The sequence below is a fragment of the Gammaproteobacteria bacterium genome (assembly GCA_032250735.1).
In the GTDB taxonomy this organism is placed as follows: domain Bacteria; phylum Pseudomonadota; class Gammaproteobacteria; order SZUA-152; family SZUA-152; genus SZUA-152.
In genome coordinates this window covers 125,097-137,688 of record JAVVEP010000006.1, presented here as the reverse complement: position 1 = coordinate 137,688, position 12,592 = coordinate 125,097, and the positions used below count along the sequence as shown (strand labels likewise).

The following is a 12,592-nucleotide window of genomic DNA, read 5'->3' as shown; positions in this document are numbered from 1 at the left end:
AGGATGATCATGCGCAATGTCATGCGGGCAAGGATCACGCCCCAGTTACTCCGCCTTATTCTCGGCACAATGTTAATTGCTTGCTGCGGCCAGCTGCATGCGGCCCTGACCCAGGATCCCAGCCTGCACTGGCGGACACTGTACACCGAACACTTCGAGATCCACTTTCACGACGCTGAGGCGGCGCTGGCACAGCAGGTTGGGGCCATCGCCGAACAGGTGCATACCAGGCTCAGCAGGAAGTACAACTGGCTCCCGCAACAGCGCACCCAGGTGCTGCTCACCGATCGTTTTGATTATGCCAATGGCTCGGCCACGCCACTGCCGCGCAACCTGATGCAGCTGCTGGTCAGCGCGCCCGTCGGCAACGGCATGATCACCGATCATGACCACTGGCTGGAGCTGCTCATCACTCACGAGTACACCCACGTGCTGCACCTGGACAAGGCCAGCGGCACGCCGGCGCAATTGCGCAGACTGTTCGGGCGCAACCTGTTCCTGTTTCCCAACCTGTTGCAGCCGCCGTGGCTGATTGAAGGCCTGGCGACCTACGAAGAGACCGACATAACCCGCGGCATCGGCCGCGGCCAGAGCAGCCAGTTCCGGGGCATGATGCGGCAGGAGGTAGTCGCCGGCATCAAGCCCTTGCAGCAGGTCAATCAGCCGCTGGTGAGCTGGCCGCTGAACACTACGCGCTATCTCTACGGGGTGTATTTTTATCAGTTTCTGGCCGAGCGTGCGGTGACGGACAGTGGCACGCCGGGCAGTGGCACAGCAAAGATCACCGAGCTGATCGAGCAGTACAGCAATAACCTGCTGCCCTTTGCGCTCAACAGCAACAGCCGCAGGGTCTATGGCAAGGACATGGCCGCGCTGTGGGAGGAGTTTCGCGCCCACCTGCGCACCGCGTTTTCGGCCGAGATCCAGCACATCCGCCAGGCCGGCGAGGTCAGCGGCATGGCCCTGACCGACACCGGCTATTTCACCACCAACCCCAGAATCTCCGCCCAGGGCGACATCTATTATCTGCAAAACGATCTGCAATCGGAGCCCCGGCTGATGCTGCTGCGCAACGGCGAGCGCAAACCAGAAATAGTCAGCGATGTGCGCGGCAGCAGTTTTGACCTGCATCCCACGGCCGGCATTGTCGCCGCCGAGGTCGACCTGGTCGACAACACCAACGCCTTCTCCGACCTGTACCACATTGATCCCGCCAGCGGGAAAAAAACCGCCCTGACCCGTGGTCAGCGTTACCTGCATGCCGTCTGGAGTCCTGACGGGCAGGAGATTATCGCGGTACATAACCAACTGGGTCAGCACGCCCTGCACCGACTGGATGCCCGCGGCAATAAACTCGACAGCCTGTGGCAGGGCGTGGATGACACGGTGATCAGCGCGATGGACTGGTCCGCCGATAGCAACAGCCTGGTGATGTCGGTCTGGCGGCCCGACAGCCTGTGGAATCTCGAACGCTTCGATATCCGCAGCCACCAGTGGACGCAGCTGACCCATGACACCGCGATCGAGACCAGCCCGCGCTTTGCCAGCGACGGACAGACGATTGTGTTCAGCGCCGATTATGATGGCGTGTTTAACATCTACCAGCTGCAGGCGGGCAGCCACCAGCCGCAAAGACTGACCAACGTGATCGGCGAGGCGACCTCGCCCGTCCTGTACCACACTCCCGCCGGCAAGCGGCTGGTTTACGTGGGTCTGGGCAACAGTGGCTACGACCTGTTTCAGCTAAGCGATATCGCGCCCGTGAACCTGGATGCCGCCAGGGATATCACTCCCCTGCCGACCACCACCGGCACCCGCGCGCAGCAATTTGCCGCCCTGCAAGACACACGTAGCGAGCCTTACAACGCACTGGGTCGCATCACGCCGACCTCCTGGTTTCCCTACTTACAGTTTGACGAGGTGCGCAGCGAAATAGGCCTTACCACCTTTGGCGCGGACCCCTTGCGTCGGCATCAGTACAACCTGCTGCTGGGTTATGACACGGATCATCAGTGGCTGGTGGGACGACTGAACTATCTCTATGATCGCTGGGACCCAAGTATCAAGTTCTCGTTAGACCGACAGGTGCTGGCGTATCTGGATAGTGCTGACGAGGTGGAACGCTATCGCAACTCGGACATCGTTTCCGCCGAGGCCATCTGGCCCCTGTTTCGCTACCGGCAACAATGGCTGCTGCACGCCGGCATGGTGAGCGAAACGGAGGCGGACAAGAAGATCGTCTCGGGCCTTGGTCCGGCCCCGACCTTTTACGACCGTCTGCTGGGGCTTGCCGTCAGCTTCAACTCCAGCCGCAACTACCCGCGTTCCATCAGCCCCAGTTACGGACGCCAGCTGCGACTGGTCGCGGAAGACAATGAGATCCTGGACAGCGATTACAGCGGCCAGGTCTACAGCCTCGACTGGCGGGAGTTCATCGACCTGCCGGGCCAGCACGTGTTCGCCGCCCGCGCGATGTTCGGCTGGGGCACCGAGCAGCCCCGCGCCTTTCGGCTCGGCGGCACCCTGGAGACCAGCGTCGCACCGGCCCCTCAGGCAACGGCCGGCACCCCCACCCGCAGCCTCTTCGGTCACCGCCGTTATCCGCTGCACGGCTATGCGGAGGGGCGCGCCGATCTGCGCGGCCGGCGCATGGCACTGCTCGAGACCGAATGGCGTTTCCCCATCGCCCTGGTGGAACGGGGCCTGATGGCACCCCCCATCGGCCTGCATCAGCTGCACGGCAAACTGCTCTATAACTGGGGTGAGGGCTGGAATCAGGCCGATGGCATCCCCCGCCTACGACGGGGTGCGGGCATCGAATTGACCGCCGAGCTGGTACTCGGCTACTGGCTGGCAATGGATCTGCGCATGGGTTTCACCAGGGGTTTTGACCTCGGCGGAGAAGATCAGGCCTACCTTGAGGCGTATGTTCCTTTCTTCTAGGAAACTGCGAATCAACGCCCAGCGCGCACCAGCCCACCCAGCCCGGCATCTTCCAGCGCGGTATTGAGAAAATTACGCACGGAATGGGCGGACTCAAAGGTCAGCGCCTCGGTTAACAGCATGCGCGCCTTGCGCCGGGTGAAGGTGCGGATCACCCATTTCACCCGTAGCAGGTTGGGCGCGCTCATGCTCAGACAATCCACCCCCATGCCCAACAACAGAATCGCGGCGGCAGGATCACCGGCCATTTCGCCGCACACGCTGACCGGGGTCTTTTCCGCCTTGGCGCCTTCCAGTACCTGTTGCAGGGCGCGCAGCACGGCGGGGTGCAGGGAATCGTACAAACCGGCGACGCGGGAGTTGTTGCGATCGACCGCCAGCAGATACTGGGTCAGGTCGTTGGTTCCCACGGACAGAAAATTCACGCGCTTGGCCAGCTCGCGCACCTGATACACCGCCGAGGGCACTTCGATCATCACCCCGACACGCGGCATGTTGATGCTGACACCGGAATCGATCAGCTCATGATGGGCGCGCCGCAACAGGCGCAGGGCATCGTCCACCTCGCTGACACTGCTGATCATCGGCAACAACAGATTCATGTTATTGAATCCCGCACTGGCGCGCAGCATGGCGCGCAATTGCACCAGAAAGATCTCCGGGTGATCCAGGCTGATGCGAATGCCACGCCAGCCCAGAAAGGGGTTGTCTTCCTCAATGGGGAAATAGGGCAGGGACTTGTCGCCGCCCACATCCAGGGTGCGCAAGGTCACCGGCGCGGGAGAAAAGGATTTCAACACCTGTCGATAGATATGATATTGCTCGTCTTCGCCCGGAAAACGGTCACGCACCATAAACGGAAATTCGGTACGGTACAGGCCGATACCTTCCGCGCCACTCTTTCTGGCCGGGGTCACATCCGCCAGCAGACCGCTGTTGACGTACAGCGGGATACCCACATTGTCGGGGGTGATCGCCGGCTTGTCGCGCAATTCACGCAGCTCTTTGGAAAGCTCCGCCTCTTCACGCAACAGGTGTTTGAATTCTTCACGAATGGCGTTTGATGGATTGACGTACACGCGGCCAGCGTAACCATCAACGATGACGCTGCGGCCATCCATTCGATTGACCGGCAGGTCATCGACACCCATCACCGCGGACACGCCCATGGCGCGCGCCAGTATCGCCACGTGCGAGGTTTGTGAACCACGCTTCGAGACCACGCCCGCCAGGCGTTTGATCGGCACCTCAGCCAGCATGGAGGCGGTGATTTCATCCCCCACCAGCACGGTGCGGATGGGAAATCTCTTCGGCTTCTGTGGCTCCCTGGCGCGCAGCTTTTCCAGGATGCGCCGGCCCAGATCCCTCACATCATCCGCACGCTCCCGCAGATACTCGTCTTCCATCGCATCAAAGGCCTGAATGTGCTCAACGATGGTCTCGCGCAGGGCGCCGGAGGCCCAGTTGCCATTCTTGATACGCCGCACCACCTCACCGGTGATGGCCTCGCCTTCCAGCATCAGCAGATAGGCGTCGAACAAGGCCCGATCCTCTGCCGGCAACACCTCCTGCATGCGCTCTAACATGGACTGGATATCCTTGCGCACCTCGGCCACCGCGGTCTTGAAACGCCGGATCTCCTGCTTCACATCACCGGCCGGGCGATCCGGAATAAAGTCCAGATTGACCAGGGCATAATTCACTACCGCGGTGCCGATCGCCACGCCGGGCGCGCCCGACTGCCCGGTCAGGGGCGCAAGCTCACGTGTCCCGCTGTTCAGGCCGTTAATCCCGCCACTGACCGCCGCATGCGCAATCGCCCCCGCCAGCTGTGCCGCGATGGTGACCAGAAAGCTGATCTTGTCTTCACTGAAATGCAGCCGTGAATGGCGCTGCACCACCAGTACGCCCTGCAGTTCCCGGTGATGGATGATCGGCACCCCCAGAAAGGCGTGATACCGGTCTTCTCCGGATTCGGGGAAATACTGGTAGCGGGGGTGGCTCGGGGCATCGGCCAGATTGACGGGCTCTTCGCGCTCGCCCACCAGGCCGACCAGGCCCTGGTTATGTTTCATGCGCACCATGCCCACGGCCTCTGCGTTCAGTCCATCGGTCGCCATCAGCACATTTTCATGGTGGGCCTTGTCCAGCAGATAGACGGAGCACACATCCACTTTCATGGCCTTTTTCACGCGCAGCACAATCACCTCCAGGGCCTGATCCAGATCCCTGGCTGCGGTGACTTCCTGAATGATGCGTCGTAGCGTATTGAGCATGGACGGCCTCGTGATGCGTGTTGAATCCGGGATAATGAATCCGGGGTGGTGATTACCGATCTACGCGAGTCTGCGCCCGCTCATGGTGTGCTAACGCTGTGGATCAGGATGCGCGGCTGAGCATGGTCTTCAACAAGGGCTCCAGCTCTTGCAGCGCGCTGCGATAGACCTCGCGCTTGAAGGACACTACTTCTTCCATGGGATGCCAGTAATCGACCCAGCGCCAGTCATCAAATTCTGGTTGGGCGCCGACATCCAGGCGCACGTCCTCGTCCCTGGCCGTGAGTCGCAGCAGGTACCACATCTGTTTCTGGCCGATACACAACGGCATGGAGCCGTGGCGCAAAAAGCGTTTCGGCAGCTCGTAGCGCAGCCAGTTGCGGGTGGAGCCCAGCAGCTCGACCTGGCTCGAGGTGAGACCGATCTCCTCCTGCAACTCCCGAAACAGGGCCTCCTTGCGAGTCTCATAGGGTTTGATGCCACCCTGGGGAAACTGCCAGGCATCCTGACCAATGCGTCGCGCCCACAGCAGACGCCCCTGCGCATTGCACAGGATCATGCCCACATTGGCCCGGTAACCCTCAGAATCAATCATCGTTCAATCAAAGACTTATGTTAAAAATTAGCTTTGATTGTTCCACATCCCCCGCCAACCACGCAAGCCGTATGCGTTTCCCGCACGGGCCGGCATTCGCTATGATGGCGCTCGTTTACTCAACACCGCCATTACCATCAAGAGATGCAGATCATGAGCCTGGCTATTTTTGACCTCGATAACACCCTGCTGGGCGATGACAGCGATTTCCTGTGGGGCCAGTTTCTGGTGCAGCAGGGCCTGGTCGACAGCGAGGTCTACGCCCGTGAAAACCAGCGTTTTTACAACGACTACAAATCCGGCCGTCTCGACATCTTCGAGTTTCTGGCCTTCAGTCTGAAACCGCTCAGCGAGCACAGCCGCGACACCCTCGACGCCCTGCACCAGCAATTCATGCAGGAGATCATCACCCCGGTGATGCTACCCGCCGCCCAACTGCTGCTGGAAAAACACCGCGCCCAGGGCGACACCCTGCTGATCATCACCGCCACCAACAGCTTCATCACGGCCCCCATCGCTGCGGCCCTGGGGGTGGAACACCTCATCGCCACTACCCCGGAGGAGATCGACGGGCGCTACACCGGGCAGGTCGCGGGCACGCCCTGCTTTCAGTCCGGCAAGGTCGAGCGGCTCACACACTGGCTTACCGGGCATCAGGAAAATCTGGCCCACAGCTGGTTCTATAGCGACTCCCACAACGACCTGCCGCTATTGGAGCTGGTCACCCACCCGGTGGCAGTAGACCCCGACACCACCCTGGCCGATCACGCCCGCAGCAAGGGCTGGCCGATCATCAGCCTGCGCGGCGCAATCCCTGCGCCCGCTGATGCCTGAACGGGCCGTGGCCCGCCGATGAGCCCCCGCCTCCCCCTGCCGCTGCTGCTCATCATCGCCCCGCTGAGCCTGTTGCTGGCACTGGCGGTGGGCAGTGTGCCCCTCTCGGTTGATGTGTTGTGGGGCGTATTGTGGGATGTGCTATGGGGGGTGCTGAGCGGGGCGGCGGGCCCTGACAACACGGACCTGCCCCGCACCCTGATCATGGAGCTACGCCTGCCCCGCGCCCTGTCCGCCTTCGCCGCCGGCGGCCTGCTCGCCCTGGCCGGGGCGCTGATGCAGGTGCTGCTGCGCAACCCCCTGGCCGATCCCTACATCCTCGGCATCTCCGGTGGCGCCGCCGTGGGCGCCCTGCTGTCGATGCTGTTGGGCCTCGGTGCGGCCTGGACCAGCGGCAATGCCTTCGCCGGTGCGCTGCTATCGATGCTGCTGGTATTCGGCCTCGCCCACGGCCGGGGCAACTGGAGCCCCTTGCGGCTGCTGCTCACCGGGGTGGTGGTGGCCGCCGGCTGGGGGGCGGTGATCAGCTTCATGCTGGCCATCGCCCCGGAACGTGGCCTGCACGGCATGCTGTTCTGGCTGATGGGCGACCTGAGCCACACCCCACCCCCGCACTGGGGGCTACTGGTACTCGGCCTCGGCCTGCTCGCCTGTCTGCCCCTCGCCCGCGACCTCAACGTGCTGGCCCGCGGCGAGCTGGCCGCCGGGGCGCTGGGCGTATCGGTCGCCCGGCTGCGCCTGATGCTGTACCTCGTCGCCAGCCTGCTCACCGCCACCGCCGTCACTATCGCAGGCAGCGTAGGGTTTGTGGGGTTGGTAATCCCTCACTTACTGCGGCTGCTGGGACTCACCGATCACCGCCGCCTGCTGCCCGCGGCAGTGCTGGCCGGCGGCAGCCTGCTGGTGCTGGCCGATACCGTAGCCCGCAGCCTGCTGGCCCCCCAGCAACTCCCGGTGGGGGTGATCACCGCCCTGCTGGGGGTGCCGGTATTCCTGTATCTGTTGCATCGACGCGGGGGCCGGCTGTGAGCACGGCAGGTCAACCACCCCTGTTGCAGGCCAGGGCCTTGGACGTCGAGATCGGCGGCAAGTCCGTGTGTCAGGGCCTGGATATGGACATCCAGGCCGGTCAGCACTGGGGCCTGCTGGGCGTGAATGGCGTGGGCAAGACCACCCTGCTGCACACCCTCGCCGGGCTGCGCGCGCCCCGCGAGGGCAGTTTATGGCTGGGTGGAGAGGCGCTCGCGGCGCTGCCGCGTCGGCGCATCGCCCAGCAGATCGGCGTGCTGCTGCAGGACGATGTGGACGCCTTTCCCGGTACGGTGCTGGAGACCGTGCTCAGCGGCCGCCACCCCTGGCTCGGCCAGTGGCAGTGGGAGAGCGAGGCCGACCGGGCCCTGGCGCTGACCGCGCTCGGCGATGTTGGGCTGGCAGGCCTCGGCACCCGGCAGGTCAACACCCTGTCCGGCGGCGAACGTCGTCGGCTGGCCCTGGCCACGCTGTTGGTGCAGGACCCGCAGCTGTTCCTGCTCGACGAACCCACCAACCACCTCGACCCCCATCACCAGATCGGCCTGCTCTCCCTGCTCGCGCAACGGGTGAGCCAGCAGGGACGCGCCTCGCTGATGATCCTGCACGACATCAACCTCGCCACCCGTTTCTGCGATCACCTGCTGCTGTTATTCGGCGACGGCGAGCACCTGAGCGGGCCGACCCGCGAGGTGCTGAACACCGACACCCTGTCACGACTCTACGGGCATCCGGTGATTTCGGTGCAGGGACCAAAGGGAACGATTTATCTGCCGGGGTGATTTTTTTAGTGCTGAGGGTGGGCAATGCCCTTCGGTTATTACGCCCTTGCGCACTGGTAGGAGCCGAGCCCCCTCGGCGATTTCACTGGCCTCCTACTCAGCACGTAAAACTGGCAATCGGCACCACGCCGGCCAGCCGGGTCGAGGCCTGATTCTGGGGCGAGGCCTCGGCCTGCTCCGCGAGCCACCCGGTGAGCGAGGCCCAGCGTTGACGATCCGGCAGGGTGCGACCCTGTTCCAGCTCATGGATACCCAGACCCTGCTCGGCGGCGCGGATGTAATTCTGGCTGTCGCGCAGGGTCGCCACCAGTGGCAGGCGCAGGGTGGCGAGAAATCGCTCCAGGTCCTTGAAGGCCAGGGTATTTTCCCGTACCCGATTAGCCACTACCGCGAGCTTGACGCCGCTGCTGCGAATCTTGCCCACCAGTAACAGATCCTGAATAAAATGCGCCGCGGCATGGATATCGATGGGCGAGGGCAACACCGGCAGCAGGATGACATCGACGCGCTGCACGTATTCCACCAGCCCCAGGCCCGATACCCCGGCCGGCACATCCATGATCACCCGCTCCGCGGCGACCGGCAGGCGCAGCTGAAAGGCGCGGGTCACGTCACGGCGGCGCTGGAAGGCGGCGATGCCGTGTATCGCCGGGCGCTCGGCATCCCGCAGGCTCAGCCAGCGCATCGCGGAGCCCTGCGGGTCATAATCCAGCAGCGCAGTGACCCGTCCACGGTCGGCATAATAGCTGGCCAGATTCGTCGCCAGCGTGGTTTTGCCACAACCGCCTTTTGCGTTGAGTACGAGAATACGCTGCATAACGAAACTATACGGCAAGCCGAGGGCAAAACCTGAGAACGGGCTGGCAGAAACGGGGCGCGATAAACGGCCAAAATAGTTGCTCAACACTGGCCAGACGATCATCGACAGGGATTTAGGTGCCCCACAGGCTTGACGCTCGGCCGATCAATCCATACAGTAGCCGCCTGTTTCAGGTGTCCCATGAACTTTCGTTCCAGGGATGAAACGGGAAACTGGTGCGTCACGCGAGCCCTTCGCAAGACTATTCCAGTGCTGCCCCCGCAACGGTAATTGAGTTCGCGGCAGATATCACGCCACTGTGCCTGTGCACGGGAAGGCATCTGCCGGATCGAAAGATCACTCATAAGCCCGGAGACCGGCCTGAGCATCCGTAGACAACGTTGCGGCGGGCGACGATGGCGGGCGATAGGCGCTGCGGCCCTTTTTCGACCTCCTCAATTCCCCAATGCAGCAGTCAAAATAAAAACGCGCGCGGGTGTGCGCAATATTTTTGGGGAGTAGCCGTTTGAAAATCGCCATCAACAATCTATTTACCGTTAGCAGCCTTGCGCTGGCTAGTATCGCCAGCACAACCGCTATCGCTGCTGATGATAGCGCACACAAATTCATGACAGCAGCGCCGGTCGTGGTCACTGCCACGCGCTTTGCGGCCAGCATCGACACCGCGCCCGTGAACGTCACCACCATTACTGCTGAAGACATTGCGCGCAGCAATGCCAGCACCTTGTCTGATGTACTCAAGGCACAGGCCGGCATTAGCGTGTCCAACCTGTTCGGCATCTCCGGTTCCAAGGCCAAGGTGGACATGGGTGGCTTCGGCGGTAACAGCGGCCAAAACACCCTGGTGCTACTTAACGGTCGTCGTCTCAACGATGTGGACCTGCAAGGTGCTAACCTCGCCGCCATCCCGCTGGACAGCATCGCGCAAGTGGAAATCGTCTACGGCAGCGGCACGGTGCTCTACGGTGATAACGCCGTCGGCGGCGTCATCAACATCGTCACCAAAAACGGTTTCGACGGCGAGCAGGGCACGCTTAAATTGCAGACTGGCTCTTTCCAGACGCAACGCCTGTCTGGTGACCTGCGCACTCTCGCCAACGATACCGCACTGTCCTTCGCCTTCGATGGTCTGAAATCCAACGGCTACCGCGACAACGGCGCCTTCGATAGTTTCAGTCTGATGACCGAGGTTAGCCGCGAACGTGACGGTAAAAACTATGGCGCGCGCATTAATGCCAGCCGCGAAAAACTGCAATTACCGGGCGCGTTAGATGAGGCGACCTTCAAATCCAACCCCTCCGCCTCCGCCAACCCCCTGGAACAGGCCAAAGAACGGCGCTTTGCCATTGAAGGCTACTTTGCCGGCAAGAATCTCGCCGCCGAGTTGACTCTAAGCAAAAAACATCAGGAGGCCTTTGTATTCGGCGACGTCGTGGCGGATCTCAGCACCCTGTCTTTCACGCCGCGCACCAAGCGTCAATACGGCAATCACAATTTGGTAGCCGGTGCCGACCTTTACCACAGCCGCCTGGAAACAAATGCGGTATGGGACAATTCCCCCTTTGCTCCACCCGCTTTCATCATCAATGACAGCGAAATCACTCGCGACAGTTATGCCCTGTACATTACTGACACCATTAACTTCGGTGACAGTACATCATTGAACTTTGGCGCTCGGCATCAGCAAGTGAAACTGGATATTGAAAACGACGGCACCCTCAGCGGCCAAGTCAGCGACGACAGCGGTGATAAACTCAATGCTGCCGACATCACCCTGAGCCATAAGCATAATTACGGTGGCCGCAACTATGTACGCCTTGCTCGCAGCTTTCGTTCGCCAGTGCTGGATGAAATGTGGAGCTACTATGACGGCAGCATTGGCCTACTGAAACCACAGACCGCCAATCATGTAGAGATTGGTACACGGCAAACCTTTGGCAATGGCATGCAGCTCAGCGCTAACCTGTTCCGCATGAATATCAACGATGAAATTGCTTACGACGGCAGCGCCAACGTCAATCTCGACAAGACCCGTCATGACGGCCTTAACATTGACTTAAACACGACTATCACTTCACAACTGTCGATCAACGCGGGTTATGCCTATCGCAAGGCCAGCTTCCGCGCCGGCGACAATGACGACAACATCGTCCCACAGGTACCGAAACACAAGCTAACCATGTCCGGCAACTACCAGTTAGATGACAAGCGTCAATTGGGACTGAATGTCGCGCATAATGGCAAACGCTATTTTGGTAATGACTTTGCTAACGTCGGCAAACAAATGCGCAGCTACACTCAGGTGGATGCGAGTTACATCCAGCAGTTCAGTCATTGGAAAGCGCGCGTATTGGTGCAAAATCTAACTAACGTCAATGTCGCTGACGCCGGCTACTATGCCTGGTGGTTAACACCGCCATACACCTACTACCCATTGCCCGAACGCGCGCTTTATATTACGTTCGAGGGTGAGTTGTAAACACCGCTTATGCAATTCCGCAATCAAGGCGAGCCAATGGCCCCGGCACATTTCCCCAATGTGTCGTGGCTGTTGCTCGCCTTCGTTGTTTTATCGACACTGGCGCATGGGGTAAGCCTGCTGTTTCCAGCAGAGCCCGTCGTGCAATTGAGCGAACGCCGATTCGGTGCGACCATCATCAGCACGGTATTATCGCCCGCGAAAGATCAACCCGCGCTACCCCAATCACACAAGGCTGCGCCTTTGACTCAGCCAGAAAGACCTTCGACCAAAGAGCGTCAATTAACACCCAAAGCAGAGACCACAAAGCCATCAACGGTTTCAACTATTTCAGCAACCAGTAACACCGAATTCAAAACACATCCCGAGAAAAAATCCGAAGCAACAACGGGGATAGGCGCGGAGCCACCTCGACTGCGTAGACTACAGGAAACACCTCGACAGACCGAACCGGTCACCACGGCAACGGCTGTAACAAACAACACAGCACCACTGACAACCAAACAACTTGCCAGTCAACGACAAACACAACGCAACTATCTTTTGGGTGAATTACAAAGTCGGCTGAACCGCTATCTGAGCTACCCTGTTGTCGCCCGCAGAAGAGGTTGGCAGGGTGAGGTGATGGTCGCCTTCGACATCAATATCACCGGTCATCTCCACAATGTGCGTCTGGCGAAAAGCTCAGGTCACTCGCTACTCGATCGTTCTGCGGTGAATGCCATTAACAAGCTGGAACAGATTTTCCTGCCTGACACACTGGGTCGCCTTCAGGCAATGGAGTTGCAACTGCCGGTGCGTTACCAGTTACACGAAAGTTAAAGCAGATGAATC

At 60.8% G+C, this 12,592-nt stretch carries 9 protein-coding genes and 1 riboswitch; of the genes, 6 read left to right on the top strand and 3 right to left on the bottom strand.

Annotated features, from left to right (window positions below; genetic code table 11):
• Positions 1 to 9: 9 nt before the first annotated feature.
• Positions 10 to 2,943, top strand: coding sequence for a hypothetical protein (locus RRB22_05685; protein MDT8383887.1), 2,934 nt, complete (start codon positions 10 to 12; stop codon positions 2,941 to 2,943).
• Positions 2,944 to 2,954: 11 nt separating this feature from the next.
• Here the strand turns inward: RRB22_05685 and ptsP are convergent, their stop codons facing one another.
• The gene (ptsP, locus tag RRB22_05680) at positions 2,955 to 5,219 is read right to left on the bottom strand and encodes a phosphoenolpyruvate--protein phosphotransferase (protein ID MDT8383886.1); all 2,265 of its coding nucleotides are present in this window, start codon (positions 5,217 to 5,219) and stop codon (positions 2,955 to 2,957) included.
• Between the two features lie 103 nt (positions 5,220 to 5,322).
• Positions 5,323 to 5,814 carry an RNA pyrophosphohydrolase gene (locus tag RRB22_05675; protein ID MDT8383885.1) on the bottom strand — a complete coding sequence of 164 codons (492 nt, stop codon included), beginning with the start codon at positions 5,812 to 5,814 and terminating at the stop codon, positions 5,323 to 5,325.
• A 153-nt stretch (positions 5,815 to 5,967) separates the two neighbouring features.
• Between RRB22_05675 and RRB22_05670 the strand changes: the two genes are divergently transcribed.
• The 3 genes from RRB22_05670 to RRB22_05660 are packed head-to-tail and all read left to right on the top strand — an operon-like array spanning position 5,968 to position 8,459.
• Positions 5,968 to 6,648: an HAD family hydrolase gene (locus RRB22_05670; protein MDT8383884.1), complete on the top strand. Its 681-nt coding sequence runs from the start codon at positions 5,968 to 5,970 to the stop codon at positions 6,646 to 6,648.
• Positions 6,649 to 6,666: 18 nt separating this feature from the next.
• Positions 6,667 to 7,677 carry an iron ABC transporter permease gene (locus RRB22_05665; protein ID MDT8383883.1) on the top strand — a complete coding sequence of 337 codons (1,011 nt, stop codon included), beginning with the start codon at positions 6,667 to 6,669 and terminating at the stop codon, positions 7,675 to 7,677.
• On the top strand, positions 7,674 to 8,459 hold the full coding sequence (locus RRB22_05660; protein MDT8383882.1) for an ABC transporter ATP-binding protein: 786 nt from the start codon (positions 7,674 to 7,676) through the stop codon (positions 8,457 to 8,459). Before RRB22_05665 ends, RRB22_05660 begins: the two co-directional genes overlap by 4 nt.
• A 97-nt stretch (positions 8,460 to 8,556) precedes the next feature.
• Here the strand turns inward: RRB22_05660 and RRB22_05655 are convergent, their stop codons facing one another.
• Entirely contained in the window at positions 8,557 to 9,276 is a 720-nt protein-coding gene (locus RRB22_05655; GenBank protein MDT8383881.1) for a ParA family protein, read from the bottom strand.
• Between the two features lie 157 nt (positions 9,277 to 9,433).
• Positions 9,434 to 9,658: riboswitch (cobalamin riboswitch) on the top strand.
• Positions 9,659 to 9,784: 126 nt separating this feature from the next.
• On the opposite strand from RRB22_05655, the gene RRB22_05650 reads away from it, so the two are divergent.
• Positions 9,785 to 11,758: a TonB-dependent receptor gene (locus RRB22_05650; GenBank protein MDT8383880.1), complete on the top strand. Its 1,974-nt coding sequence runs from the start codon at positions 9,785 to 9,787 to the stop codon at positions 11,756 to 11,758.
• 9 nt (positions 11,759 to 11,767) lie between these two features.
• Positions 11,768 to 12,580 (top strand): TonB family protein, encoded by an 813-nt coding sequence (locus RRB22_05645; GenBank protein MDT8383879.1) that lies wholly within the window; start codon positions 11,768 to 11,770, stop codon positions 12,578 to 12,580.
• Positions 12,581 to 12,592 lie beyond the last annotated feature (12 nt).